The organism is Rhodococcus koreensis (genome assembly GCF_017068375.1).
In the GTDB taxonomy this organism is placed as follows: Bacteria; Actinomycetota; Actinomycetes; order Mycobacteriales; family Mycobacteriaceae; genus Rhodococcus_F; species Rhodococcus_F koreensis.
In genome coordinates, this window is record NZ_CP070611.1 from 206,329 (window position 1) to 232,124 (window position 25,796).

General features: G+C 61.4%; 27 protein-coding genes and 6 pseudogenes. 19 read left to right on the forward strand and 14 right to left on the reverse strand.

The window, feature by feature from the left end:
* The first annotated feature begins 1 nt into the window (after position 1).
* On the forward strand, positions 2 to 454 hold the full coding sequence (locus JWS14_RS47510) for an FAS1-like dehydratase domain-containing protein (RefSeq protein ID WP_164060209.1): 453 nt from the start codon (positions 2 to 4) through the stop codon (positions 452 to 454).
* The gene (locus JWS14_RS52125) at positions 451 to 876 is read left to right on the forward strand and encodes a MaoC family dehydratase (protein WP_133988291.1); all 426 of its coding nucleotides are present in this window, start codon (positions 451 to 453) and stop codon (positions 874 to 876) included. Before JWS14_RS47510 ends, JWS14_RS52125 begins: the two co-directional genes overlap by 4 nt.
* Positions 877 to 1,182: 306 nt before the next feature.
* On the opposite strand, the gene JWS14_RS47520 is transcribed toward JWS14_RS52125, so the two are convergent.
* Positions 1,183 to 1,422, reverse strand: coding sequence for a transposase (locus JWS14_RS47520; protein ID WP_206017108.1), 240 nt, complete (start codon positions 1,420 to 1,422; stop codon positions 1,183 to 1,185).
* A 95-nt stretch (positions 1,423 to 1,517) separates the two neighbouring features.
* Here JWS14_RS47520 and JWS14_RS47525 point away from each other — a divergent pair.
* Both JWS14_RS47525 and JWS14_RS47530 read left to right on the forward strand, forming a co-directional pair.
* Positions 1,518 to 2,324: pseudogene (locus JWS14_RS47525) on the forward strand (IS630 family transposase); the annotation flags it as partial.
* Between the two features lie 120 nt (positions 2,325 to 2,444).
* Positions 2,445 to 2,839: pseudogene (locus JWS14_RS47530) on the forward strand (transposase); the annotation flags it as partial.
* A 369-nt stretch (positions 2,840 to 3,208) separates the two neighbouring features.
* On the opposite strand, the pseudogene JWS14_RS52300 reads toward JWS14_RS47530, so the two are convergent.
* Positions 3,209 to 4,432 (reverse strand): annotated as a pseudogene (locus tag JWS14_RS52300) (IS110 family RNA-guided transposase).
* Between the two features lie 74 nt (positions 4,433 to 4,506).
* Between JWS14_RS52300 and JWS14_RS47540 the strand changes: the two are divergent.
* Positions 4,507 to 5,448, forward strand: a pseudogene (locus tag JWS14_RS47540) (IS256 family transposase); the annotation flags it as partial.
* A 58-nt stretch (positions 5,449 to 5,506) separates the two neighbouring features.
* A pseudogene (locus JWS14_RS50970) lies at positions 5,507 to 5,788 on the forward strand (IS630 family transposase); the annotation flags it as partial.
* 124 nt (positions 5,789 to 5,912) lie between these two features.
* Here JWS14_RS50970 and JWS14_RS47545 read toward each other — a convergent pair.
* Together JWS14_RS47545 and JWS14_RS47550 are read right to left on the reverse strand one after the other, a co-directional pair.
* Complete coding sequence (locus JWS14_RS47545) at positions 5,913 to 6,893, reverse strand: NADP-dependent oxidoreductase (RefSeq protein ID WP_241031896.1); 981 nt, start codon at positions 6,891 to 6,893, stop codon at positions 5,913 to 5,915.
* Positions 6,890 to 7,795: an MBL fold metallo-hydrolase gene (locus JWS14_RS47550; protein ID WP_206017109.1), complete on the reverse strand. Its 906-nt coding sequence runs from the start codon at positions 7,793 to 7,795 to the stop codon at positions 6,890 to 6,892. The genes JWS14_RS47545 and JWS14_RS47550 overlap by 4 nt, the downstream gene beginning before the upstream one ends.
* Positions 7,796 to 8,140: 345 nt before the next feature.
* On the opposite strand from JWS14_RS47550, the gene JWS14_RS47555 reads away from it, so the two are divergent.
* Together JWS14_RS47555 and JWS14_RS47560 are read left to right on the forward strand one after the other, a co-directional pair.
* Positions 8,141 to 8,917, forward strand: a complete 777-nt coding sequence (locus tag JWS14_RS47555; RefSeq protein WP_206017110.1) for a hypothetical protein — start codon at positions 8,141 to 8,143, stop codon at positions 8,915 to 8,917.
* A gap of 26 nt (positions 8,918 to 8,943) precedes the next feature.
* On the forward strand, positions 8,944 to 9,744 hold the full coding sequence (locus JWS14_RS47560; RefSeq protein ID WP_206017111.1) for an SDR family NAD(P)-dependent oxidoreductase: 801 nt from the start codon (positions 8,944 to 8,946) through the stop codon (positions 9,742 to 9,744).
* Here JWS14_RS47560 and JWS14_RS47565 read toward each other — a convergent pair.
* The 3 genes from JWS14_RS47565 to JWS14_RS47575 form a co-directional block, all read right to left on the reverse strand.
* The gene (locus tag JWS14_RS47565; RefSeq protein WP_206017112.1) at positions 9,704 to 10,672 is read right to left on the reverse strand and encodes a LysR family transcriptional regulator; all 969 of its coding nucleotides are present in this window, start codon (positions 10,670 to 10,672) and stop codon (positions 9,704 to 9,706) included. The two genes, JWS14_RS47560 and JWS14_RS47565, sit on opposite strands and share 41 nt — an antisense overlap.
* Positions 10,673 to 10,893: 221 nt before the next feature.
* Positions 10,894 to 11,331 carry a MaoC/PaaZ C-terminal domain-containing protein gene (locus JWS14_RS47570; protein ID WP_206017113.1) on the reverse strand — a complete coding sequence of 146 codons (438 nt, stop codon included), beginning with the start codon at positions 11,329 to 11,331 and terminating at the stop codon, positions 10,894 to 10,896.
* Position 11,332: 1 nt separating this feature from the next.
* Positions 11,333 to 11,977, reverse strand: a complete 645-nt coding sequence (locus JWS14_RS47575) for an FAS1-like dehydratase domain-containing protein (protein ID WP_206017114.1) — start codon at positions 11,975 to 11,977, stop codon at positions 11,333 to 11,335.
* Positions 11,978 to 12,064: 87 nt separating this feature from the next.
* Here JWS14_RS47575 and JWS14_RS47580 point away from each other — a divergent pair, with 87 nt between their 5' ends.
* The 3 genes from JWS14_RS47580 (at position 12,065) to JWS14_RS47590 (ending at position 14,013) form a co-directional block, all read left to right on the forward strand.
* Positions 12,065 to 12,952 carry an enoyl-CoA hydratase-related protein gene (locus JWS14_RS47580; RefSeq protein ID WP_206017115.1) on the forward strand — a complete coding sequence of 296 codons (888 nt, stop codon included), beginning with the start codon at positions 12,065 to 12,067 and terminating at the stop codon, positions 12,950 to 12,952.
* A 69-nt stretch (positions 12,953 to 13,021) separates the two neighbouring features.
* On the forward strand, positions 13,022 to 13,555 hold the full coding sequence (locus JWS14_RS47585) for a carboxymuconolactone decarboxylase family protein (RefSeq protein WP_206017116.1): 534 nt from the start codon (positions 13,022 to 13,024) through the stop codon (positions 13,553 to 13,555).
* Between the two features lie 41 nt (positions 13,556 to 13,596).
* Entirely contained in the window at positions 13,597 to 14,013 is a 417-nt protein-coding gene (locus tag JWS14_RS47590) for a hypothetical protein (RefSeq protein WP_206017117.1), read from the forward strand.
* 110 nt (positions 14,014 to 14,123) lie between these two features.
* Here the strand turns inward: JWS14_RS47590 and JWS14_RS47595 are convergent, their stop codons facing one another.
* Positions 14,124 to 14,879 (reverse strand): SDR family NAD(P)-dependent oxidoreductase, encoded by a 756-nt coding sequence (locus JWS14_RS47595; RefSeq protein WP_206017118.1) that lies wholly within the window; start codon positions 14,877 to 14,879, stop codon positions 14,124 to 14,126.
* 311 nt (positions 14,880 to 15,190) lie between these two features.
* Between JWS14_RS47595 and JWS14_RS47600 the strand changes: the two genes are divergently transcribed.
* The 4 genes from JWS14_RS47600 to JWS14_RS50975 all read left to right on the forward strand — a co-directional run bounded on the left by JWS14_RS47600 (position 15,191) and on the right by JWS14_RS50975 (position 19,335).
* Positions 15,191 to 16,558, forward strand: coding sequence for an MFS transporter (locus JWS14_RS47600; RefSeq protein ID WP_241031898.1), 1,368 nt, complete (start codon positions 15,191 to 15,193; stop codon positions 16,556 to 16,558).
* 95 nt (positions 16,559 to 16,653) lie between these two features.
* A complete protein-coding gene (locus JWS14_RS47605) occupies positions 16,654 to 18,126 on the forward strand; it encodes an AMP-binding protein (protein ID WP_206017120.1) in 1,473 nt (490 codons plus the stop codon).
* 35 nt (positions 18,127 to 18,161) lie between these two features.
* Positions 18,162 to 19,115, forward strand: a complete 954-nt coding sequence (locus tag JWS14_RS47610) for an alpha/beta hydrolase (protein WP_206017121.1) — start codon at positions 18,162 to 18,164, stop codon at positions 19,113 to 19,115.
* Positions 19,108 to 19,335, forward strand: a complete 228-nt coding sequence (locus tag JWS14_RS50975) for a hypothetical protein (protein WP_241031899.1) — start codon at positions 19,108 to 19,110, stop codon at positions 19,333 to 19,335. The genes JWS14_RS47610 and JWS14_RS50975 overlap by 8 nt, the downstream gene beginning before the upstream one ends.
* Positions 19,336 to 19,346: 11 nt before the next feature.
* Here JWS14_RS50975 and JWS14_RS52130 read toward each other — a convergent pair.
* The 4 genes and pseudogenes from JWS14_RS52130 to JWS14_RS47630 all read right to left on the reverse strand — a co-directional run.
* Positions 19,347 to 19,634 (reverse strand): annotated as a pseudogene (locus JWS14_RS52130) (hypothetical protein); the annotation flags it as partial.
* Positions 19,631 to 19,810 carry a hypothetical protein gene (locus tag JWS14_RS47620; RefSeq protein ID WP_206017123.1) on the reverse strand — a complete coding sequence of 60 codons (180 nt, stop codon included), beginning with the start codon at positions 19,808 to 19,810 and terminating at the stop codon, positions 19,631 to 19,633. The gene JWS14_RS47620 and the pseudogene JWS14_RS52130, both read right to left, overlap by 4 nt.
* Before the next feature lie 1,457 nt (positions 19,811 to 21,267).
* Complete coding sequence (locus JWS14_RS47625) at positions 21,268 to 21,723, reverse strand: hypothetical protein (protein ID WP_206017124.1); 456 nt, start codon at positions 21,721 to 21,723, stop codon at positions 21,268 to 21,270.
* A gap of 6 nt (positions 21,724 to 21,729) precedes the next feature.
* Positions 21,730 to 21,897: a hypothetical protein gene (locus JWS14_RS47630; protein ID WP_206017125.1), complete on the reverse strand. Its 168-nt coding sequence runs from the start codon at positions 21,895 to 21,897 to the stop codon at positions 21,730 to 21,732.
* Between the two features lie 143 nt (positions 21,898 to 22,040).
* On the opposite strand from JWS14_RS47630, the gene JWS14_RS47635 reads away from it, so the two are divergent.
* Entirely contained in the window at positions 22,041 to 22,478 is a 438-nt protein-coding gene (locus JWS14_RS47635; RefSeq protein WP_206017126.1) for a helix-turn-helix domain-containing protein, read from the forward strand.
* A gap of 19 nt (positions 22,479 to 22,497) precedes the next feature.
* On the opposite strand, the gene JWS14_RS50980 is transcribed toward JWS14_RS47635, so the two are convergent.
* Positions 22,498 to 22,818, reverse strand: a complete 321-nt coding sequence (locus tag JWS14_RS50980; RefSeq protein WP_241031900.1) for a hypothetical protein — start codon at positions 22,816 to 22,818, stop codon at positions 22,498 to 22,500.
* Between the two features lie 555 nt (positions 22,819 to 23,373).
* On the opposite strand from JWS14_RS50980, the gene JWS14_RS47645 reads away from it, so the two are divergent.
* Both JWS14_RS47645 and JWS14_RS50985 read left to right on the forward strand, forming a co-directional pair.
* Positions 23,374 to 23,622 carry a hypothetical protein gene (locus JWS14_RS47645; protein WP_241031901.1) on the forward strand — a complete coding sequence of 83 codons (249 nt, stop codon included), beginning with the start codon at positions 23,374 to 23,376 and terminating at the stop codon, positions 23,620 to 23,622.
* A gap of 76 nt (positions 23,623 to 23,698) precedes the next feature.
* Complete coding sequence (locus JWS14_RS50985) at positions 23,699 to 24,082, forward strand: DUF6308 family protein (RefSeq protein WP_241031902.1); 384 nt, start codon at positions 23,699 to 23,701, stop codon at positions 24,080 to 24,082.
* Here the strand turns inward: JWS14_RS50985 and JWS14_RS47650 are convergent.
* Positions 24,059 to 24,880, reverse strand: coding sequence for an IclR family transcriptional regulator (locus JWS14_RS47650; protein WP_206017127.1), 822 nt, complete (start codon positions 24,878 to 24,880; stop codon positions 24,059 to 24,061). The two genes, JWS14_RS50985 and JWS14_RS47650, sit on opposite strands and share 24 nt — an antisense overlap.
* Before the next feature lie 93 nt (positions 24,881 to 24,973).
* Between JWS14_RS47650 and JWS14_RS47655 the strand changes: the two genes are divergently transcribed.
* Positions 24,974 to 25,747, forward strand: a complete 774-nt coding sequence (locus tag JWS14_RS47655) for an IclR family transcriptional regulator domain-containing protein (RefSeq protein ID WP_133988404.1) — start codon at positions 24,974 to 24,976, stop codon at positions 25,745 to 25,747.
* The last annotated feature ends 49 nt before the right edge of the window (positions 25,748 to 25,796 follow it).

Below are 25,796 nucleotides of genomic sequence, written 5' to 3' on the forward strand. Positions count from 1 at the left end.
GATGTCTACCGAACTGACTCACTTCATTGGCCGGCAGCTCGAAGGCTTCGATCGTCAAGTGACACGAGAGATTGTCGGTGAGTTCGCTTCCGTCATCGGTGAAAACGACCCGATGTATTTCGATGTCGCGGTCGCTCGGGAGCTCGGGATGAAGGACATCCCCGCTCCGCCTACGTTCCTGATCACGTTGGAGATCGATAATCGAGACAGTCTTCGCTTCATCCGCGAACTTGGTCTCGACACCGCGATGGTCCTCCACGGAGAACAAGCGTTTCACTTTCGCTCGCTCGTCTACGCGGGCGACGCGATTCAGGTTCATCGCCGAATCATTGATGCTGGTTCTAAGGGAGCCATGACCTACCTCGTCACTCTAAACACCTTCCAACGCGGCGACGACATGGTCGCCACGTCTGAATGCACTTGGCTGATTAAGAGTAGGCAGGACAGTCGATGACCGACCATTTTCTAGTCCCAATAGGACGTTTCGGACCGGTCACCAGATCCATGTTGTCTGAGTACGCTCAGGCATCCGGGGACAACAATCCGCTTCACCTCAGTGATGCGGCAGCGCAGCTTGCGGGTCATCGCGAGGTGATTGCTCAAGGGATGCTATCTATGGCATTTGTCGGCCGGTGGGTGACGTCTTGGTGCCCACTTGACCAGATCCACTCTCTGAGCTCACGATTCACCGCTCCCACACCGTTAGGCTCACACCTCATATGCGAAGGTCATGTCACCTGCAAGGAACAAGAATCGGCGAAAATCGTCTACACCGTAACGACCGAGATGAACAATGTAGTAACGATCAGAGGTACGGTTGTGGTTAGTTCTTCTGCGCTAGAGCGGCGTTCGGGACCGACGGGCCTAGACTCGTGACACAGACGACGACCATTGAAACTGCACCGATCGCCGCCTTAAGCGGAGCCCGCCAAAATGGGGATGAACTTTCGAATCGGACGGTCAAGTATCAACTACGTTGTCACCCGCCACAGATGCCAAGAACGGCACGCAACAATGCCGCCGATGCGGACACGCTCGCCGTTCCATCGCCAGGGTGCGCTAGCGCCGTACGCGCTGCGGTGCAATGGTCTACGTCATTAGTTTAGTGGTCGTAGATAGAGTCGGGAGCAGGTACGATGATCTCCGTAATTAAGAATGTTTCGGTAATTGAGTGAGCACCGATCATAAGGAAAGCCCGGTGTAGTCGAGAAAGCTGTCGCACAGGGCGTAGTTCGAGCCGATCCGGGTCGGGCCGGTTTGGGCCGCGATGCGGACCTCGCCGAGGATGTCGGGGCAGAGGTTGGCCAATTCGGTGGATTTCATATTGCCCCAAACTTGTTCGATGAGGTTGAGCTCGGGCGGATACGCAGGGAGGCGTTCGAGGTGGAGCCAGTCGCGTTGGGTGGCCAGCCACGCGGTCATCGCCTTGGATCAGTGGGCCACGAGCCCGTCCGAGATCAGGATGAGCTTCTCCCCGACGAAGTGGGCGGCCAGTTGGGTGAGGAAGAGGGGAATTCATGTGGTTCTCCGGCAGTGTGTGGTTGTCGGGTTTGTGGTCATCACGACCGGGGAGCCCGATTTGGCGAGCGGATAGGGGAGGTGTTCGGATGGTATCGACCGGGCACACCGCTCGTAGCCACCCTGTCTCGCGACAATTGAGGGTGTCGCTGCCCACTGTTGGCAAGTGGCGCAAGCGATTTGTTGAGGATCGACTGGAAGGCTTAAATGACGAGGCCCGGTCGGGTGCGCCGCGCAAGCTGAGCGATGCCCAGGTTGAGAGGGTGATCACCAAGACCCTGGAGGAGCAGCAGGCTAACCGTGACAGTCACTGGTCGACCCGGTCGATGGCGGCGGCGACCGGGATGTCCCAGACGGCGATTTCGCGGATCTGGAGGACATTTGGTCTCCAACCGCACCTGGTGGACACGTGAAATTTGTCGACCGATCCACTGTTCATCGACAAGGTCCGTGACGTGGTGGGGTTGTACCTCGATCCTCCCAACAAGGCGATAGTGCTGGCGGTGGACGAGAAATCGCAGATGCAGGCGCTCGATCGCACCGCGCCGATGCTGCCGATGATGCCGGGTGCGCCCGAACGTAAGACGCACGACTACGTCCGCTACGGCACCACGAGCCTGTTCGCGGCGTTGGATGTCGCCACCGGCAAGGTCATCGGCCAGCACCAGCGTCGCCACCGGCCCCAGGAGTTCCTGCGGTTTCTCAAAACCATCGACGCCAACACCCCTGCCGAGCTGTACTTGCAGCTGATCTGTGACAACTACGCAACACACAAGACCCTAGCGATCAAGAAATGGCGGTTGCGTCCATGAAGATGGTGTACGGACCGGTTCCGCATCTGACCGGCGTGTCGTAGCCCTATGAAGGTGGCCATCGCGTGACTCTTCGAGAGACCTACCAAAGTCACTCGGGTGTTGGACCACGCGATGACCAGTGCCCACGATATCGACCTGCAGCAGATCCTGACCGACCGACTCACCGGTGCAAGCCCCGACCTGCTGCGCGAGCTGCTGACGATGTTCATCCACACCCTGATGGGCGCCGAGGCCGACGCACTGTGCGGCGCCGGCTTCGGACAACGCTCCGACGAGCGCACCAACTCTCGTGACGGATACCGGCACCGCGACTTCGACACCCGCGTCGGAACCCTCGACGTGGCGATCCCGAAGCTGCGGTCCGGTTCGTACTTCCCCGATTGGTTGCTCGAGCGCGCAAACGCGCCGAAAAGGCCCTGACCTCGGTGGTTGCCACCTGCTTCCTGCTCGGGGTCTCCACCCGGCGGATGGACCGGCTCGTCGACACGTTGGGCATTACCAGCCTGGGGGTACCTCCCTGCACGAAGCCGGCTATAGGTGTTGTCAAGCGGGGCTCTGGCATGACTTCACGCCGCTCGGTCGAAATGCGAGCGTATTGGTGTGCGGCCTGGGCCGACCGGTGGTCGTGCTGTTAAGCGGGGGTGTCCAGCGCCCGTGCTGACGTGTGCGACCTCACTCGGAGATGCGTGGGTCATCCGGCGATGTGCGGGCTGCGGCGAAAGGCGAAGGGCCGGGTGCCTGCCAGGCTTCGTACGGCGTGGCCCTCGTCCGAGGGTCCGCCACAGTGCTTGCGGCATCGATTCCGGTCCTTCGTCACCCTCCAGCGTTCCACCGTTCGTGGCCGAGCGGAAGATCCTCGGGGGTCGGGTTGGTGGTCAGGACTCCTCTCGCCGCCAGTAGCCCGGGTCGAATGCGGCCCGGTCCCGCACCAGGGCGTAGGCGACTCGGTTGGCGCGGTGCGCCAACGCGCACCCGATGACCCTGTTCGGCTTGCCGCGCAGCTTCAAGTCCGCTGCGTACCGCTTCGCCGCTGGCTCGTTGTGACGCAAGCCGAAACCGAGTTCGATCAGGGCGCGGCGCAGCGGCACGCTCCCTTCTCTGCTGATGTGTCCGTCTCGACGCTTGCCGGCGGATTCATACTGGGCTGGCACCAATCCAGAGGCTCGGTAGATCTGGGCCGGGCCCATCGTTCCGGATCACCGAGAGCCCCTGCATAATTACCGATACGCGCCGGTCCCCATCCGGGCACCGACATCAACGTCTCGAACGGGCTGGCCGGGATCAGTTCCGCGATCCGTGCTGTCGCTTCGGTGATCTGGGCTTCCAAGTCGGCCAACAGAATCCGATCCCTGGCGATCGCCTGTCGCGCCAACGCTGCATGGGGAGTCGGTAAGGCATCGGCGGCGGCTGCGACCAGACGCTCCGCCCGTGGGTGTTCGAGCCGCAATCCGTGGTCGGCGGCGAAAGCGATCAACCCTTTGGTCCCGAGCTTTGTCAGATGCGTCGGGTCGGTGAATTCGGCGATGACCAGACGGCCGATCCCGGTGCCGAACAGGTCCGAGATGACGGTGCCGACACCGGGGAACGCGCGGTCGAGTTGGGTGGTGAGCTGGATCATCGTGGCCGTGTGCGGTCAGGACGCGGCGGGACCGGTGCGCGGACCAGGCGCTCAGCTCGGCGCACACGTCGCTGCGACTGATCACCGGGATGCCCTGTCCTGCTAGCAGCAGTTCGGTGAGGGCGTCGAGGTCGATCGTGTCGGTCTTCACCCGGCGCCGACCGAAGATCTTCCGTTGCTGAGCCACTCGTGCCGGGTTGACCTCCACAAGTTCCCCGCCGGAGGGCCAGGTGTAACCCAGGACCGGCTGATGATAGTGGCCGGCGGCTTCGACGCCGACCCTGACCTGGATTGGTGCATCGGAGGCGGACTGGATCCGTGTGACGACGGAATCCAGACCCGACCGGGTCAACGCGACATGAGTCGGTGGGAGTACACGACGACGGGACGAATCGGTCGCGGAGATGGCAGCGACGTTCTTGCCGACATCGATGGCGACGACGATGGTGGATGATGTGGCTGGGACAACGTGCACAGACACGAGCGCACCTCCGGGGGTGTCACGGGCGACGCGGCCACGTCCCCGATCCTCCGAGGAAAGTGTTTGATGTTCACTTCCTTCGTGACACCTCCGGAGGTGCTTGTGAAGGTCTAACCCGATCTATTTCAGTGCTTGGGGGAGCCAAGTCGCAGGTGTCCGTGATGGCCAAGGAACTCGACACCCAGGTCGAGGCGTTCCGCAGCCGGCCGCTCGATGCCGGGCCGTACACGTTCGTCGCCGCCGACGCCCTGGTGCTCAAGGTGCGGGAGAAACGGTCGGGTGGTGAACCTGCACGCCCTGGTCGCGGCCGGGGTGAACGCCGAGGGGTACCGCGAGATCCTGGGCGTGGATGTGACCTCGTCCGAGGACGGTGCCGGCTGGCTGGCTTTCTTCCGATCGCTGGTCGCCCGCGGCCTGTCCGGGGTGCGGTTGGTGACTTCCGATGCGCACGCCGGGTTGGTGGCGGCGATCGGCGCGACCCTGCCGGGCGCCTCGTGGCAGAGGTGCCGAACGCACTATTCGACGAACCGGGTACCTCCTGCACGTAGTGCCTGGGGGCATGACGGTGACCGGAGAAGGCATCGTGGCCTTGGGTGAAGACGTTGCTGCACTCGGTCTACGACCAACCCGACGCGGATTCTGTTCATGCCCAATATGATCGAATCATCGGTGCACTGTCGGAGAAGTTGCCGAGGGTCGCCGACCACCTCGACGCGGCACGGCCGGACCTGTTGGCGTTCAACGCATTTCCCAAGCAGATTTGGAAACAGATCTGGAGCAACAATCCGCAGGAGCGCCTCAATAGGGAAATCCGCAGGAGAACCGATGTGGTCGGAATCTTCCCGGATCGTACCACCCTGATCCGGCTCGTCGGTGCGGTCCTGGCCGAACAACACGACGAGTGGATCGAAGGACGGCGCTATCTCGGCCTGGACGTTCTGGCCCGCTCCCGCAACGACAAGCCCACCGACAGCACCGGGTCCACCGAGGAGGTGACACCGGCCTTGACTGCCTGACTTACCAACGAGGAGTCACGCGACGAACTCGTACACCACCCCATGGACTTGACCGAAATGGCTGGCCAGCCATCCGCGGTTTCACCTGCATTTCGCCCCCACCTCGGGTAGCTGGCTCAACCTCGTTGAGCGCTGGTTCGCCGCGTTGACCAACCGTAAACTCCGCCGCTCATCCCACCGCAGCATCATAGCCCTCGAAGACGGCGTGAACGCCTGGATCGCCGCGTGGAACGACGACCCGAAACCCTTCGTGTGGACCAAGACCGCGGACGAGATCCTCGCCAGCGTCGCCCGCTACTGCACCAGAATAAATAAAACGATTAACGACTCAGGACACTAGCAAACATTCAAAGCTGGCATGCATCTACCGCACCGTTGCCTGACTTGATGAGTGGCGAACTTGAACGGAATTTCGGGCGCTCAGAAGTCGGCGCCGTGAATTATGCTTTCCGCACCTTTCATGATCAACACACGGAGATAACGAGTTTTCCGGTTGTGCGGCCAGCTTCTCCCACAGCGTGGGCTCGAGCGGCTTCGGCCAGGGTGAAGACTGCCGATATGTGGGCGCGAAGTCGTCCCCGCGCGGCGAGGTCGGCGATAGCTTGCATTCCAGCCTGGTCATGTTCGACGATCAATCCGACGGCACGTACCTGCGCGGTCTCCGCAACTGCCGCGGTGTCCGGGTCGCTACGCTGCAAGGACACGAGGGAGCCCCCTGGGCGGAGGACGCGGACCGAACGGGTAGAGGTCGCGCCGCCCAGCGAATCCAGCACCACATCGTATGGTTCATCGATGTCGGTGAAGTCCTCCGAACGGTAGTCGACGCAGGCATCTGCACCAATCTCACTTAGGAAGGAATGCTTCGGGGCGCTTGCTGTTCCTGTCACATGAGCGCCAAGCTCTTTGGCGATCTGTACAGCGAGATGACCGACGCCACCGGCGGCGGCGTGAATTAGGACCCGTTGGCCTCGGCGCAGGCGCGCAGTGTCCACCAGCGCCTGCCATGCAGTCAGAGCAGCCAACGGCAGCGCGGCCGCCTGAATATGGCTTACTCCTGCAGGTTTGATGACAAAGGCACGGGTAGGACCGGCAACGTACTCGGCATGGGAGCCGACACCGTGCGGATACGGCAGCATCCCGAATACGTCGTCGCCCGGTTGAAAGAGGGTCACACCGGGGCCAGTGCTGACAACGGTGCCAGATACGTCCCAACCCAAAGTAAATGGTGGGGCTGGCAGAAAGATGCGCGAAGCACGGTGCTTGAAGTCGGTAGGGTTGAGCCCGGCGGCATGCACCCCGATTAGAATCTCCCCAGGTCCTACAACTGGCCGAGGAACCTCGGCCAGTTGTAGGACCTCCGGACCGCCCAAAGACGTTTGACGCAAGGCAAACATGACCTCGCCGGCAGCATTCCGTGAATCGGTTGCCGTCGTCGTCGCATTCATCTGTTGTTGCCCGCCTGCCAGTGTGCTGTTCTCCCTCGCCGCTTCGTTCCGTCCGGTTGAACGTATATGCCCACGGGTCCCGAGAAGTGCGACCCCAGAAGGAGCGCACCGCTATCGGCGGCGCGTCCAAGAATTCGGCGGCGAGTGTTTTCGGACATGACTGAATTCCAGCAGAAATTATCTCCCACCTGGGGAAAAGCAAGTTGGATAGGGTGGTGAATAAGGTCCCCGGTGATAATCGCTTCCCGACCTTCGGACGAAATGAAGACCGAGCAGTGTCCGGGAGTGTGCCCAGGCGTGGGTTCGAGGCATACACCCTCACAAATCACGTGGCTCGGGTCCACGAACCTCGCCAGCCCTGCAATGACAATCGGAGTGACCGAATCTGCCAAGACCGCCTGCGCGTCGCCGTACTCGGAGTTTGCAGCATGCTCGTACTCTGCCTCTGTGATCAGATACTGTGCGTTTGCGAACGTCGGCACCCATATACCGTTTGCAAGCACGGTGTTCCATCCGCAGTGATCCGCATGGAGATGAGTGCAGACTACGTAGTCGATGGTGTCTGGATGGAATCCGGCTGACTCCAGCCGTTCCAGAAGAGGATTCTTCAACATTGTGTACGACGTATGTTTTCGCTGTTTGTCGTTGCCGAAGCACGGATCAACAACAATTCGTAGATTTCCAGCCTCGATCACGAAGATCTGAAAATTTAGCTTGATGCTTCCGTCCTCGTCCGCGAAGTCCGGAAAGAGCCACTCGATTTGTCGGACGTCACTGCGATCTGTCTGAATGAATCTGGCTGGATCAACGATCTGCGGTGCCATCTCCAGCACACTTGTGATTCTCGTCGTGCCCACACTCCAACTCTGGACTAGGGGACTTACATCCAGATCTTCGGACATTCGCTTTGCTCCATTCTCCACTAGCCCTTTATCGCGGCTGACGTCGTCCTCGGTACTGACACCTTAGTGGTTTTTTCTGGTTGGCTCCACACCTATTACCGTTATGGCCGATATGTAGAACAGTTATGGCAGGCCCGCAACGACTCGTATCGATCGACAGATCCGTTATATCTCCAATGTCGAAATTTGGGGTAGTCGCCGTGACCTTTTCGGATTACTTTTCTTATGTCGCGGTGCCGAAGGCGATGCACCGGGGTAGGGGCCGAGCTAATTTTGGTATGCCTGGGGTTAAGCCCACGAATCGGCGCTGTAGACGGACCAATCTGGAAAACGACGGAGGCATTTATGGATCTCGCTAGCGCGGGCCGCGCATCGGACCTGCTTAGCTCGCTGTTTCTCGGCACTGCTACTGATCGGCCGGTGATCGGGATCCCAGAACAGTACCGGCCCACTTCGTTCGCCGACGTCCAGCTAATTTTGGACGGCCTCATAGAGAGGTTAGGCCAGCCTGTTCAGGGGTGGAAGCTTTACTTCCCGTTCAAAGCAGGTCAACCCAACTTGATCGCACCGATATTCAACGTCTTGCCGTCGGGTGGACGTATCACAGTGGAAATGTCTCGACTTCGGATTTGGGAGCCCGAGATTGTGTTCCGCGCGAAGTCGGATTTACCACCCCGTGAAGAGCCCTACTCATACGAAGAGGTTGCTCAGGCCACTGAGGCTGCGCCGGCCATCGAATTTCTCGCAACCCGGTACGATGTGGATGACCTCGACGAAATCGCTGGTAGAACGTTCGAAAGATACTCCGACAACACCCTGAGCGGTGGGTTTGTTGTCGGTGATCCATACTCGGATTGGCGGACCGTGGATTTCAACAAGATGCGCATCGTCTCGCAAATGGACGGTGGCATCGTTGGCGACATCCGTGGCGGTCATCCCGTTGTCGATCCGTTCATTCTGGTGTTCGTCGGAGTGAACACAGCGCGGGAGCGCCACGGAATTCGTGCAGGCCAGGTCCTGGCCACGCTGTCACCGTCTGTGCTTCTATACGCAAAGCCGAATGCCAAAGTCGAGGCGACGTTCGAAGGACTGGGCTACGTGTCGGCCGCATACGATTACTGAATACTGAATAGGGAACTGGAATTTCCATGGATTTGAGCGGAAAAATTTCCATTGTCACAGGCGGTGGTACCGGCATCGGCCGCGCCACCTCGATGAAATTAGCCGAACGTGGCTCGGACGTCGCTATCAACTACCGCGTTAGCCGCGACGAGGCCGAGGAGACTGCACAGGTGTGCCGCGAATTGGGGGTTCAGGCGGTGGCCTTGGCAGCAGACGTCGGAGTCGACGAGGACTGCCGTCGACTCGTCGCAACAGCGGGGGAACAACTCGGCGGCACCGTCGACATCTTGGTGAACAATGCGGCGGCGACGAAGTTCGTGCCGCACGTAGATCTGGACGGCCTGTCCGATGAGGACTTCGTAGATATATATCGTACGAACGTCATTGGGGCATATCAGATGACCCGGGCAGTTGAGCCTGGCATGCGTCGCACCGGTGGTGCGATCGTGAACGTTGCCTCTATCGCGGGTGTGTTCGGGGGAGGCTCCTCGGCCGCCTACGGCGCGTCCAAGGCCGCGCTGATCAACCTGACTCGGACTATGGCGCGCGCGCTGGCACCGCAGCTCAGAGTCAATGTGGTATGTCCGGGGTTCGTCGCTACGCGGTGGTACGAAGACCGCCTGTCACCGGATGACTACTCGGAGACTGTAGAGAGGGTGGCGTCGGATACTCCGCTGGAACGTGCATCCTCGGCCGCAGATATCGCGGGCGGAATTGTTTTTCTCTGTGGGGCGGAGGCGGCAGCGATCACCGGCGAGACACTGATCATCGATGCCGGAGCGCACCTCAATTTGGCAATGTCTCGTCGATCGGTCGGGAAGGCTTAGCCTGGTGGAGGCCCGCTTCGATCAGGACGACTCCGGGCCATTCCCCCGAGGCTGCTCGCTCCCGAATCTCCGCTGTTAGGAGTGCCTCGAAGGCTGTCATCGCGGCGGTGACCGGGCGGGTACGCAGTGTTCCAATCGTCCAAGTGATGGAATGGTCTACGATCGGAACAGTTTCCATCTCGTACCGGCGAGAACCGGTGGCACAACCAGCCATCACGACGTATCCGAGACCCAGGTCCGCTAGTTCGAGCATCATCGACGAACTCGTATTGACCAGGACGTTTTGTGACCTACCGAAACGAGCGAGCCTCTGATCTGTTCGCTTTGACGCAACGACCGCGTTGTGTTGCCGGATTGTGGGACGCTCCGCTAGATCGGCAAGGGAGATCTCATCGAGTTCGGCGAGGCCTGACCCCTTCTGGCCGAAAAGGTATACGCGATCGTGCACTATTGGCCGAGCGGCGACTTCTTGGTCGTTTTCGTTTGTTGTCAGCACAGCGAAGTCGATATATTGCGCCTTGAGCATGCTCTCGAGAGTTTCGCTCGAGTCGGCGATGACCGTGAGCTGCACATCGGGGAATCTAGCGTTGAACCGCTTGACAACCGGTGCAGTGAGGGTCTCCGACCAGGCATACGGTAGCCCGATTGCCAGTGACCCACGCGGTTCGGACTGCTGGGCCACCAGATCATCGGACAATCTGTCAACATCGGCGAGAATGGCTTTACCCCTGATCTGAAGTAGCTGACCGGCCTCTGTCAGTCGCACACCGCGGCCATGTCTCATCAACAATTTGACGCCCAGCTCACGTTCCAGTTGTGCCACATGGCGAGTGAGAGCGGGCTGCGTGATGTGCAATTCGGCGGCAGCTTGAGTGATGACGCCACGTTCGGCAATGATCAAGAAATACTGCAGGCTCAGGAAATTCATGTTAACTCTCGATCGGCGTGCGCAGTGGGCAATTCGCCCAACGCCAGCAGGATCCCGAAGTGGTCACAAAGCGGTGGACACGGTGACGTGCGGTGATAATCACTGCCGCTGACAATACGCCGTGGGCAGAAGCATCCGGGTCGATGAAGCTATCGAATCCGACGATGCAGTGCTACGGCCACCTACCGTCGAGGGCTACGACGGCCACCTACCGTCGAGGGCTACGACGGCCACCTACCGTCGAGGGCCACGACGGCCTCGCCGGTAATGGTCGTGCGGTTGTTCTGCACGAGTGCAGTGACCCGCAGACGTGCCCGGCGGCCCCCGTTCACTTCGAAACATTCGATCACGGCCGCGCTGCAAGTGATCAGGTCGTGTAAGTGTGTGATCGAGACGAAGCGGGCCTCGAAGGAGATCAGGCGTTCGACCCCACACCACTCGCTGACGACGCGCGCCAGCACACCGAAGGTCAGCATCCCGTGCGCAAACACGTCCTCGTGGCCAGCTGCCTGCGCGAAATCGATGTCGATGTGAACCGGGTCGTGATCTCCAGAGACACCCGCGTAGAGCGCGAGCATGGACCGCGTGATCGGCCCGAATCGTATCTCGGGTAGCAGCGGTCCTGCTATAAGCTGGTCGGTCGACCGATCCTCGGACATCTCAGGACACCAGCCTATGCACCAGTGTTCGCCTGGCGCGGACCAATACCCCTCGCTCCGGGTGGGAAATGGTTGATCCGAGTACGACGAATTCCAAGAGGCCGCCCTTCTTGTCGTAGAAATCGAGCACCTCTCCCGAGACCGTGACCTCGTCGCCCGCGTACATCAGGCCCAGGTAGCTGTAGTGCTGCTCGCCGTGAAGCAGGAAGCGGTAGTCGCATCCGACCAGGTCTGTCAGATTCGGAACGCCACGATCGTACCGTTTGTCCTTTGCCAGCATTTCTATCGTCGACGGGAAGGAAGGCGACGCGACGACGTCGGGATAGTGCATTGCCCGCGCTGCTGCCGGATCGAGGAATATTGGATCACGCTCCGCCAATAGCCGCGCGAACGATGTGAGGCGTCCACGCTCGAGCTGTACCACCACGGGTTCGACGCACATTCCCTTTGTTTCGCGTCTGAAGATTCCGCCGTCTGCGGAACTGGTCGATTTCTGCGTCACTAGTGCTTGGCTCCCACGTCTCGATGTTTTCTTATTGTCCTCAGGGTTCGGTATTTCGCCCTTGGCTACGACGTTGTGCCACTGCACTTGATCATCGAAGGCGGCATCGATAAATGCAATGGGATTGGTGTGCAGGTTTGACATGGCTCCTATTAGCGGTTGGCATTGGTCTGTACTTCTGGTTCGGAGCTACGATTCGTCAATCGACGAACACTGGAGCTGACACTAGATATGACAGAATTCGATCAGGAAATGCTTGTATACGACCTTCTCGAGTTCATAAAGGTCGACCGACCTCGTGCGAACATTCTTCGTATTACGCTCAATCGTCCTGAAAAGCGGAATGCGATGAGCTACGAACTCCGGCGAGAGTTGTTCGCAGTTCTCGAACATGCGGATGCCGACGATTCCGTGCGTGTGATTGTTCTGCGTGGCGCGGGCAAATGCTTCTCGTCCGGCTACGATCTCACTCAGGGTTCTGCAGGCGGCGGCGGGAACAAGCCTGCGACTACCCCGCCGTATTACACGGCTTCCGGTATCGGCTATTGGGCGCGACACGTGGTCGACGGATGCTTCCGAATGTGGGATATGGCGAAGCCGCTCATCGCGGAAGTCCACGGCTACTGCCTGGCTGGCGGCACTGAACTCGCGGCATCCTGTGATCTCGTTTACGTTGCGGATGATGCGGAGATCGGATATCCCCCGGTTCGACTCATGAGTCCGCCGGACAATCAGTTCTTTCCGTGGATGATCGGGATGCGGCCGGCGATGGAGATGATGTTGACGGGTGACTCGATCTCCGGAGTGGAGGCGGCCGAGCTGGGTTTCGCGAACCGCTCGTATCCTATCGAAAAACTTGAAGACGCTGTCCTGGACGTTGCTGAGAGGGTTGCGAAGGTCCCAACGCCTCTGCAGCAGATGAACAAGCGTTCCCTTCATCGTCAGATGGAGGCAATGGGTATCCGCAACGGAGTCCGTGCTGGGACAGATGTTCAGGCACAAGCGTGGTTTACACCGGAGGTCATCGACTACGTCAGTGAGCTCAGGCGCGGCATCACAGGTGCGCTCGATCAGCGGGACGGAAGATTCGGCGACTATCGCACCGCTGGTCGTGCATGATCGGGAACAACGGCGGCGGGTATGTGCAACGTGAGCAGTGATGTGGAAGCGGTCCAGCGGCTACCTCTCGTGGATATCGACGCGGTGACAGGAGGTGTCGGCGAGATCCTACGTAGCCGTCCTACTCGGCTGAATATCGTGGCGACGATGGCGCATGCGACATCGTGCGTCGTCCAGCAGTTGGCTCTGGGACGGGCCGTCATGAAGGAGCAGACGCTGTCTCCGAGGTACCGGGAAATGTTGATCCTGCTTGCGGCGCGGCTGAACCGATGTGATTATGTCTGGATCCAACATCGTGCAGTGGCCGAGCAATGTGGTGTGTCGGCCCCGATGGTCGGTCGGATCGAGGCACTCGACTTGTCTCATGGTGTCTTCGATCGGGCAGACCGGGCTCTGCTGGCTTTTGGACGGCAGGTGATTTCCGTCGGGGAAGTAGAAGACGAAGTTTTCGAGCGTGTCTCGCGCTATCTGACTGCCGAAGAATTGGTCGAAGCTATTGTCGCAATTGGCTATTACATGACTATGAACCGGATAGCCACGGTGGCGAGGACACCGTTGGAGCCAGGAACCGACGACAATCGCCGGGCTAGACCGGGGCAATGAGAATTGATCCAATCTCTGCACCTAGAAGAAGGAGAACCTCAGTGGCGACCCCAAGCGAGAATTTTCAGTTGCTGACCGACTATTACGCAGCGCATGGAGATGGCGGACCGGAAAGCGTCGCGCGTATGGTCAGCTTCTACGCCGAGGACAAGCCTGCCTACATTGCAGGAAACTCGGCTGTTTCGGGCACAGTGAACAACGCGGACGAGGCTGCGCAATACCTACGGCGTCTGCATGAACTCAACGGTGGCAGAGTCGAACTCGTCGGGACCCCCACCATCCTGTTGGCCGGAGACACGATGGTAGCGGCATTGATACATCAACGGCACCATCAAGCCGGCAAACCCGACCTTGTAGTTCCGCGGTTGTGCGTCTATGAGATCGCGGACGGAAAGCTCAGCCGCGCATTCATGTGGCAGCTGGAATCGCAAGTATTCGACGAGTACTACCCGCGCTAATAGGGTTCTGTGACGGCGCGTCGGTTTCAGTCGCCTATGCGTCATTACGTCTGCGCGACCGACAGACGTAGGCCACGGCACCCGCAGGAGTGCCGTGGCCTTTATGCAACTCATCCAGCCGTCATCCCGCCATCGATGACAATCTCGGTGCCAGTGATGTGACGTGCGGAATCAGAAGCCAGGAAGTACACAGTGTCGGCTACCTCGGCTGGGGTGCAGGCGACACCAATGGGAACTCGGTCTCTAGCACGTACTTCTGGATCGACGTCCGCGAGGATGGCTCGCCACGCGGGTGTGTCGACGACGCCGGGGTGTACGGAGTTTACTCGAACGCCGTTGTAGAGCCCGGCGCATTCGAGTGCCACTGACTTGGTCATCATTCGGATCGCACCCTTGGATCCTGAGTACGCGGTCATTCCTGCGATTCCCCTGAGTCCGGCGAGGGACGAGATGTTGATGACCGCACCGCCGCCTGATCCTGAGATACGTGGAATCCCATGTTTCATACCCAGAAATGTCCCCTCCGCGTTGATCGCCATGATGTCCCTGAACCGTTCGAGGGACATCGAGAAGGTGTCGCCGGTAGCGGCCTTTCCGGCGCAGTTGACCAGGGTGGTCAATCGTTCGATTGCTTCATCACATCGGGAGAATGCGGCTTCCCATTGCGGCTCGGACCGGACATCCAGGCCGATCGCCTCGGCGCGACCGCCAGCGTTCTCTATCAAGTGAACTGTGCCCGCAGCCGCGTTTTCGTCGAAGTCGGAAACCCAGACGAATGCGTCACCTGCAGCCAGCGAAAGGCTGATCGCTCGACCGATCCCGCTGCCAGCTCCGGTCACGAGTGCGGCCCTGCCTGTGAACTCCACCGATTGACTCCTTGGTTGTGTGTCGTGGACGACATCAGAGTCAACTACGGTCCTCGACCTGCACAAGTGCCGAATCCGGCATGGGCGCAATGTAGATCAGGCATTGGTTTGTGACTCGACCGATAGCTAGGGTACTGAGTGAGGCGCATCATATCAACTGGATTGAATCCACTGACCTGGCCTTCGCGGAATGCTGTTGACGGCAACGCGGCCGATGGGTTGATGCAACCTCGCCCATACCTGTGATCCAATTTTTCGCCCAGTCGGCGATTTGTTCCCGAAGGAGTTCGTAAATGGACAGGACTACGACCGTGGGTGACACCGCGGGTGCAGCAGGGATCGGTCGACGGCAGCAGAACCGGCGAGTCCTGTTCGCGGCTGGCGTGGGAACAACGATCGAATGGTTCGACTTCTTCCTGTACGCCCAGGTCGCCGCGTTGGTCTTCGGCCCGGTATTCTTCTCGTCGCTCGGCGAGCAGCAAGCGGTGCTGGTCTCGCTTGCAACTATCGGCATCAGCTTCCTCTTTCGTCCGATCGGCGCGATGATCGCGGGACATTTCGGCGACCGAATTGGTCGTCGACGGATGCTGATGTACACCCTGTTCCTGATGGGTGGTTCGACCGCTCTGATCGGACTGCTACCGACCCCCCATACCATCGGTATTGCTGCGCCAATTCTGCTGTTGGTGCTGCGAATCGGGCAAGGGTTGTCAGCAGGCGGAGAGTGGGGAGGAGCTGCACTGATGGCAGTGGAATCGGCACCGGCGAATCAGCGCGGACGATTCGGGTCAGCGGTGCAGCTGGGCGCTCCAGTCGGGCTTCTCGTTGCCACGGGTTTTCTCTCCCTTATGACGGCGATCGTGCCGAACGACGAAGCCTTCGATGAGTGGGGGTGGCGCGTCCCGTTCTTGTGCAGCGCAGTACTCGTATTCGTCGGGTACTGGATCCGACGCCGAGTCGAAGAAACTCCCGCCTTCGTCGAGATGTCTCGCCAAGGTGAGACGCGACGTGCGCCGCTTGTTGTCCTGTTCCGTGAGCGGGCCGGCCTAGTGATAGTCGCTGCGCTTGTTCTGGCGGCAAATAGCGCGGCGTCCTACGTCGTGGTCGGTGGATTCATGCAAAGTTATGTCACCGGATCTCAAACTGCAGGTCAGATGTCCAAGAGCGCAGTGTTCAATATAGTTACCGTGTCTGGCATCTTGTGGCTGTTCGTCCTGGTGGGAGCTGCGCTCGCGTCCGACCGTATTGGACGCCGAAGCATATACGTGTGCGGCTGGGTAGCGATCATTGCCACGATTTTCCCGCTCCTGCACGCGATGGACAGCGGTAGTGTCCCCATGCTATTTCTGGCCGTGACTGTGTTCATGTTCGCCACGATGCTGACATCGGGGCCTCTTGCTGCGTATACAGCGGAACTCTTCCCGGCGAGGATTCGGTATTCCGGAGTTGCCCTCACGTATGCACTCGCATCGATCTTGGGTGGTGCGTTCGCGCCTACTATCGCAACGGCGCTGTTCAACGGCATGGGTTCACTGCATTCGGTCGGTTGGTATGTCGTTGGCATGGCGACGGTGAGTCTCGTGTGCACGCTGCTACTGCGGGACAGGTCAGGTGTCGACCTGAGTCCGAACTCCACGGCATACGACAGTTCCTCCTTTCATCTGCCGTTCCGTTGGTAGCTGAGGTGACGTCGAAGTTTGTGTCTCACTATGCGAGAGTGAACATGATTTTCGCTCGGTCTTGAAAGCACTAGTGCCAAATTGAGGAGTTGTGCATGAATCTGATTCCGATGGGCGATATCCCAGGGTGGTATTCGAAACGACTAGGCGCCGACACGCTATGTGTTAGGCACGGAGCCGACTCGCTGTCGTGGGGTGAGATGAACACTCGGGCTAACCGTCGAGCGTGGGCGCTGAAGAAATTGGGGGTGCAGCAAGACGACATCGTCGCTCTCGTCCTGCCGAACGAGAATGCAGTGTTCGAATTCGCTTTCGCAATTTGGAAGCTCGGTGCGACACCCGCTGTCGTTTCGTCGAGGTTGCCGATGTCTGAGCTGAGGGCAGTACTTCAGCTCGCCAACCCGCGAGTTGTGGTCGCTCGTGATCCAAAGGTCCGCCGAGCGACCGGGGCGGTCTCCGTTGACTACGGGTTGGATGACGAAACCGTTGACCGACTGCCCTCGCTCGTCGGAAGCCGCTGGAAAGTTATCGCATCTGGTGGTTCTTCTGGACTGCCGAAGTTGATCGTCGACCTCGCTCCAGGCGAGATCGACACTGACGCTACGCTGCTGGAATTGCCCCAGGGGGCGGCGGTATTGAACGCGGGACCACTGTTTCACAATGCGCCGTTCAGGTTCATGTGTGGTGCTCTGTTTCGTGGGAATAGTGTCGTCAGCATGACCCGCTTCGATGCGGAAGAGTCGCTACGATTGATCCAGGATCATCGTCTGAGTTGGGCGAACTTTGTGCCTACAATGATGAATCGAATCTGGAGCCTGCCCGAAGAGGTTCGCACTAGTTACGACCTTGGATCACTGCGCGCGGTTTGGCATACAGCAGCGCCCATCCCCACGTGGCTCAAAGAAGCATGGATCGATTGGCTGGGTCCAGGGCGGGTATGGGAGATCTACGGCGGAACCGAGCGTCACGGCAACACCGTCATCAGTGGCGACGACTGGCTCACTCACCGGGGTTCGGTAGGTCGCCCGATCAATTCGTCTGTGCGCATCGTCGATCCGAGCGGCGCACCACTATCCTCGGGCCAGGTGGGAGAAGTTGAGTTTCTCCCGAATACCGGGCCCGGATCGACGTATCGGTACATAGGCGCCGATCCGCGGCCATTGCGCGACGGTTTCGAAGGCACAGGCGACTACGGCTGGCTTGACGAAGATGGATTTCTCTATATTGCCGACCGTCGTGCTGACCTGATCATTCGCGGCGGGATGAACATCTACCCCGCCGAAGTCGAGAATGCATTGTCGGAACACCCAGACGTCGACTTGGCGGTCGTGATCGGGCTGCCTGACCACGACCTGGGAGCGGTAGTCCATGCCATTGTCCGATTAACAGCGCTAGGCGCTGACCGGACCACCGGGGACACGTTGCGGGAGTTCCTGTCGGAAAAGATTTCCCGGCACAAGCTTCCGACGAGTTATGAGTTCACCGATGCTCCGCTGCGTGACGAAGCAGGAAAAGTCAGACGCAGCCAGCTGCGAGCTGAGCGTATAGCCCTGACCACCGAGGTGTGACTGTCCATGCCGCGTCTCCGTAACTAGTAGGACGTATGACCGAACTCCACCCCTCGCTGTTCGACAGATCGAACATCCCGGCCGACACGCGCGTCGTTGCGGCTATTGCCAAGTCGAGAATTCCTGACAACCCAGGCTGGACTGCAGAGCACGCACGTGCGCTACGAGATGCGAAGAGGGCTGGAACGGACGGTTTTCCGGCGATCATCCGATCGCCGCGTGCCAGCACATACTCGATACCAGGCCCCGCGGGCGAAATAATGCTCCGCGTCATCTCGTCCAGCTCTCCCCGCGGTGTCTATATCCACATTCACGGCGGCGGCTGGTACATGGGCGGCGCGGATCTCCAGGACTACAAGCTTGAAGCGCTCGCCGACGATGCTGGCGTGACATGTGTCAGCGTGGAGTACCGCCTCGCACCTGAAAATAGGTTTCCCGCAGCCGTCGAAGACTGCGTTGCAGCGGTGGTGTGGTTAGCCGAGAATGCAGAGACCATTTGGGGCACTCGACGACTCGTTCTCGGCGGCGATTCTGCAGGCGCTCATTTGGCTGCGTTGACACTCCTCGGAATACGGAGCCTGACTGACATCCCCGTCGATGCGGCGCATTTCATATTCGGATTCTTCGATCTGTCTCTCACGCCCGGAGCCCGGCAGTTCGGCAGCGAGCGTAGCCGACCTCGCACTGCGGATCTACGCGGCTATGTCGACGCCTTCGTCGGACCTGATCGAGAACTCGACGACCCGGACATCTCTCCGCTTTATGCAGACCTCTCCAACCTCTGCCCAGCTCTGTTCGTCGTCGGCACCGACGATGCGCTCCTGGAGGATTCACTGTTCATGCATATGCGGTGGATGGCAGCGGGGAATCCCAGTGCACTGCAAGTCTATCCGGGGGCACCGCACAACTTCGTGGCCATGCCGTGTCGGGCAGCCGTCGACGCCCATGAGCAAACTGTGAGGTTTCTTCGACAACATCTCGATGACTGACCTCGTGCAGACATCAAAGCTACCGTCTGATGCGGAGCCTCAAGGGGTGGACTACGGCGGCAAGTTCGCATATATGCCCTTCGAAAATCGAAGGGTAACCGGCAATGCCTGGTCGATTGCCATGGTCGGCGCCCCCGGTGTCGGTGCGAGTCGTCGCGTCATGAGCCCGATCATGGCGCACTCGATGAACGCCTCCGAGTATGCGGCCAGGCGCTCATAGTCGTGGTCGAGGCGGCGACAGCGCACCATCCACGACGGCGTCCGTTCGATCTTCCGGCGGTACGGTAGGACAGCAAACCCGTTCTGCCCTTCGGGGTTCCGAACGATATGCACTGCGATTCGGCAGTGCGTTTCGACCCAGGCGACCAGCTTCCGGGCGTAGCCGCCGTCGGCCCGCACCAACGACCATCGAGGGCATCGCCGTCTTCGCCCGCGCCAGCACCCGGCGTCCGCCGTCACGGTCCTGCACGCTCTCGCCGTCACCAACACGACCACGAGTAGGCCGAGCGTGTCGGTCACCAGGTGCCTTTTGCGCCCATTGACTCGTTCGCGCCGTCCCAACCGAGCGTATTCGTCCCGACGGTGTCGGCACCCTTCACCGCCTGGGCGTCGACCATCCCCGCCGAGGCCATCGGATCCCGACCACCGCGATCGCGCGCCCGCGCCCGCAGTGCGTCGTGGATCCGGTCGGTCACCCCAGTTCTGAGCGCGGGGCTCGATGCTGGCCGGACCACGTGGCTTCTCGAGATTGTCCGGGACTGCCTCCAGCCCGGTGAACTCAATGACGAGATGGCTGCGGAGTTGACCCGACTGGCACGATCGGACTGGCTCACGGTGCGTGCCATCGCGGGACGAATCCTCGACGTACACGGGCGTCCGGTTCCGGACACGCCGGCATCGACGGTCCAGTTCGCACGCCAGCAAGCTGCTGAAGGACTGCGAGTGAGCGACCGCGAACACGAAGATCAGGCCGAAGGACTCGTCGGCCTGTTCATCGATGAGCGCCTCGCAGACGCAAACAAGCCACCGGGCCTTCGCGAAGCAATCATCGACCGGGTTGCCGCACACATCGACGACTTGGCCAAGCGTGCTGGTGCGCAAGTCGACCACCTCCGGTCGCCGAACAGTCGGCGCATCCCCGACGCGTACTTCGCGGACGAAGAAGTAATCGAGAACGAATTCCAGATCAGTGCCGCCGGCATCCGGACTGCCAGAGCGCTCGGAGGAGCCCTCACCGAACCCCGACGGTTCGAATACTCACTCGCACAACGGCTCGGACCGACCGGGCTGTGGGCGCTGCGCAGTGAGGCCTCTCGAGTTCCACGGCCACCAACGCGGGCCGGTGCGCTCGGATGGTCGCTGGCGCCCATCCCGTGGGTGGACAACGAAGGCGAATGGCCTCCAGCCGGCGCTGTCGCGCTGGCCGACGTTCGCCAACTCACCAGAACAGACAGCCAGGTCGTGCGCGTGCATGAGGCTCCGTACGAAGAGTGGGTTCAGGTCGCGCTTGTCGAATGTCAAGCGACGTTTGCATCTACCTACCCCGCCGTCCCGGCCAGGGAGGTGTTAATCGCAGCCGGACTCGAGGTGTGCGATGGGCCTCCACCGGAGGACAGCATGCCGCTGTCGAGTAGTCCTCCAAATCCTTGGATACAGAGGTACAACCATCTGGCTGCAGGTCTGGACGCCGACCGTGCCGCCCGAATCCTTCGAACCGCGCACGGGCCGCTCGCCGCGCTCATCGAATATGAAGGACAACCCGGCGCCCCAGCCCGAGGCCGCGGCGCCGGACTGCAACCGTTCGCGCTCGTACCCAGGATCGAGGTCGTCGCACTTCTAGGTATCCGGCCCGAAGCCCCAGCACTGCGTTCCGTGATGATCGACGACCACGGGCCGGCGCTCGTGTGCCGGCAATGGCGGGGATTTCTCATCCACGACGGCAGTGACGGGCAGATGGAGCCAGCCATCCATGGGGCCGATCTGCTGCTCCGCCCGGACCTGTCGCAGCAGCCGCCGGACACGACCGAATCACCCTCGGAGTCACCGCCAGGCACTACGAAGACCACCAGCCCGGCGACGAAGACTAGTCCGTCCTACCGGCAACATACTGCCCCGGCGATACGATCCCGTTCACCTCGGCGCAGTCGCAGGGCTACACGAGTGCGTCAGTGCGGGCGAGGACCTCCGCGTATGCCGTGAGGTAGCCGAATGAGCATCCGCTGAAGAGTTCGGTTGCGGCGGGCTTGGATCGGTCGCGGCCGACACCGGGGATGACAGGGTTGAACCGGTGGCCATCGGAGGTGCGACGTGCCTCATCGAGTAGGACACCCTCGATCCGCCGAAGGTCGGTCCGTTCGCCGCCTGGCCTCGGTTCGTTGGAGACCACGCACGATCTCCAGGGGGGCCGGGCGAAAGCCCAACCAAAGGGGCGGTAGTCGCACCGAATCTGAGTGAGGCGTCGCGACCAGTCGGTGGTGTGCCCGGCCTTGATCCAGCCGGAGTCGAACTCAATGACATAGAGATAGCCGATACCGAGCTCGGGCGGGTACCACTCGTCCCAGCAGTTGTACTTGTCAGAGAACTGCCAATCGATATCACCGTGGTGCATCGTTCCTCAATAGCAGACACCTCCGACATAAAGCCGCCAGCCGTTTTGCGCTTCCATGCCTGCATAGGAAGTTGGTGTGGGTGCTACCGGCACGCCGTGCGCGCTGACATCTGATGCGAAGCTCATCACGATCTTCTCGGGCTCGGCGAGCGACCCGCGATCGTTCCGGAACACGCTCTCGTACTTGAAGCGAGCGGGATTCCAGTGGCCTCCACGGCGCTGATCTGACAAGGGCCGGGGGTGCTGATATCACCCCGGCCCGAGTTGCATTGTCCCAAACCTGACACCACTGACAAACACAGAAGGGATCCGGACCAATGACAGAGTCGTACAACGTTGTCGCCGAGCTGGACGCGACGTTCGGCGAGGAGAACGCCGACGCCCTGCTCGGCCCGATCGCCGAGTACAGCGGCGCGGCCGGACGCTCGGAACTCGGCCACGCCGAGGTCGTGTTCACCGTCCCCGCCGAATCGGTGCGCCAGGCCACCTCGACGGCGCTGGCGGTGCTGGGGACCTACCCGTGGTCGTTGCGGTCGCTGCGAGTGCTCACCTCCGCCGATTTCGATCGCCTCACCGATGCCATGGACCTGCCGCCGCTGGTGTCGGTGCAGGAGGCCGCCGACGGGCTCGGGATGACCCGGCAGGGCGTGCTGAAGGCCATCAAGGGCAAGGTGCTGCCGGCCACCCGTGTCGGCGGTACCTGGGTGCTGCGGCGGTCCGTGGTGGACAACGCCCGCGCCCGCCGCGGCGCATAGCCACCGACAGCTGCGTCTCTCAGGTAGCGAGTTCGGCTCGTGCAGCTGTGAGGGTCGCTGCGCATTCTTCGTCGTGAGGATCGAACAGCAGATCCCACCGCGTGAGCTCGCCGTTTTGATTCGTGGTTGTCGGGATCGTGTACTCGTGACGTTCGGCGGGGGTGGGTGCCCGCCACCCGTCCCTGTTGTACGTGGTGGCGATGCGTTCATCTGTCGTGAACGTGATGACGACTTGGCCGGCCTCGGCGGCAATGGTCAGTAGCTCGAGCCGTAGCCGGCGCGCGACCGGCGGCCGCTGGGGTGTGATTGCGGGCCATCGGAAGTGGTTGTGGAAGGTCACCGCACGGCCCCGGCGGAGGTAGACGGTGAGCGCCGCCCCGACTGTGCTGGCGGGGGTTCGTCAGCCCCGTCACCCGAAACCGGTGCCGCCACCGGGTGACGGGGTAGGCGCGGGATCGAGTCGCCAGTGCCAGCGCGTAGACGGCGTACACGAATATCCCGACCAGCATGAGTGCGATCGCCACGAGCAACACCATCAGGACGTCATCGAGCGCGCCGATGGTGAGTGCCGCCGCGATTACGGTGAGGAGCATCGTCAGTGCCAGGGCATACCACCAGCGAGCCTGGTGCGGGCGCCTGAAGTGGCCAAGCTGCAGACGCGCCGCGGCACGAACTCGAGGGCCGGGCGGCGGGTTCGCAGTCCTCCAGCGGTCAACGCCGCCGAAGAAGCGAGTGGTGGTGCACCCGCCTTCTAGCCATCCTTTGTGCGCATCGATCACCGCGCATTCCTATCACTGAACTGGGCAGATGACATGTCCCTGTGACGGCCGAACGGCCACGCCCACAGCGCGATACTGTCCACACAACGTCCAGCTCTGACAATGGGGGAGATGCCTTGACCGATGCAGCAACCACGCCGCCGCTCGGGAAGATTCTGCCAGCCGACGAGATCGCCCGGTTCGTGGCCCGCGTCGCGTACCCCACCAGCCTGGTGGTGCTGGTGGACGAGGAACTGGCTCTGGCCCCCCGGCTCGGGCCTACCGGGATTGGCGGGGTGCGCTCGGCCTGCCGGACCTGGCGGAGAAGGCCCGCACACTTCTGCCGGAGACCGCCGGCGGCCGCGCCGCGGCCGACACCGCCCTGATTCCAGGCCCGGCGCGTAGCGACCACCTCGGCTCGGTTCCCGGGCGCCAGCACCTGGGGGTGAGAGGGTGCGAGGTATGACATTGCGGCTGCCGACCACCCTCGCCACGGACTCGAATGCTGCTGCGGTCACGGCGCCGACGAAGTATAACGACCGCCCGTATCTGGGCGACAATGCCTACGTCGGCGCGCACTTCGACTCCTGGCCGAGCACCGGCAATCGGGCGGGGGAGGCGGACCGGTTCACCGCGGACGATCTGGTCGCGGCGGGTGTTCCTGTCCGTGCAGATTCCCCGACGGCGGCGCGGGAGATCCTCGTCACCCAGGGTCGAGGCGCTGAACGCCCTTCTGACGGCGATAGGCCCGGATCGGGACCTGGTCGACGAACCGGACTCGCTCGCCCCACATGCCTGCCCGGCCACGGGTTGGCCGGCGATCTAAGTTGTCGGTGGCTGGGGTAGGTGAGTCGGAGCGGCGACGCGTTCTCCTCCGAGGGCGTCAGTGACCCTGGCTGCTGCCGCGATCACATCGCTCGCTACCTCGGTGAGCTGCTCGGGGTGGATGCGGTATGCCGGGCCAACGATTGACAGTGCCGCGACGGCGGTGCCGGTGTGGTCATAGATCGGGGCGGCGACGGAGGCGAACTCGAGGCTCGACTCGCGGTAGTTGAGGGCGTAGCCGCGCCGTCGCACATCGGCGAGATCGAGCTGCAGCGAGTCCTCGGTGGTGTGCGCGTTCGGGGTCACCGGCGTCAACTCATGGGCGGCGAGCCAGGCGTCGAGTTCCGAGTTGGTCATCGCTGCAAGCATGACCTTGCCGATTGACGATCCGTGGGCCGGGCGGATGTCGCCGGCCTGGATTGCGATGCGGATCGGGGTCGCCGCATCGGTGACGGCGAGGTAGACGACGCCGCTGCCGCTCAACCTACCGAGGATCGAGGCCTCACCGACCTTGTCCCTGAGGTCGGCCATGGCAGGACGAGCGAGTTCGACAATGTCGAATGCGCTGAGGGCGACGGCTCCTAGCCGCGCCAGCTGAAGGCTAAGGCGGTAGCGCTGGGTTGCGGGCTGCTGTGAGATCAGACCGACCTCTGCGAGTTGAACTAGGAGCCGTCGCGTCGTGCTCGGCGGCAGGCCTGCCCGCTTAGCTACGTCTCGCAGGGGTAGTTCCGGATGGTCTGACGTGAACGCGAACAGCACAGCGGCGGCCTTCGACACCACGGCGCTCCGGTCACCGGAAGAGATTTCATTCAATGGCACCGGTATAGTGTGCTTGTTCCGCGTTACGGGGGTCAAACGCGCCTGCATGCCGGGACGGGACGCAAGACGGCGAACGGGGGGTGGAGTCGCAGGATGGACGACGGCGGCGCCATCGTGACGGTCAACTCTGTCGAACGCGCCTTCGCGGTTCTGCGCTGCTTCGACGTGGACCACCCCGCTCGAACCCTGTCCAGTGTCGCCGCCTCGGTCGGGCTTCCGCGCGGGACCGCGCGCCGATTTTTGCTCACCTTGGTCGAGCTCGGCTATCTCCAGCTCGATGGCCGCCTATTCACCTTGACCCCGCTAGTGCTGACGTTCGGGCATTCCTACCTCGCCACCCACGATCTCCCTCGCGTTGCACAACCGCGCATCGACCGTCTAGCCGCGGACCTGGGCGAGACCGTAGCGGTCACAGTGCTAAGCGGCGAGGACATCCTTTGCGTCGCCTGCGCTTCGAGCCAGCGGGTCGTGACCGCTGCCATCGCGGTGGGAAGCCGCTTCCCCGCGCACGCCACGGCCTCCGGTAGGGTCCTGATCGGCCATCTTTCTCCGGAGGAACGTGACAAGTACTTTGCCACGGTGGTTCTCCGGCAACTCACACCCCGCACCGTCGTCGATCGCCGAGTCCTTCGGTCGGACGTGAACCACGTGGTCGAGCAGGGGTGGTCCACCGTCACTGACGAGCTCGAGATGGGAATGCGATCCGCAGCCGTTCCCGTGCGCGACCCCGAAGGCGTGGTCGTTGCCGCACTGAACGTCTCCCTGCAGAAGAGTCGATATTCGGTAGACGACATCCGGTACGCCGTCGCGCCTGCACTCTCCGAAGCTGCCGCAGCGATCACCGCAGGTCTCCGTCGCACTAACTGAGTGAAATAGGGCCCGGCGCGGGGCCACGTCACACACGCCGGGGATCTGT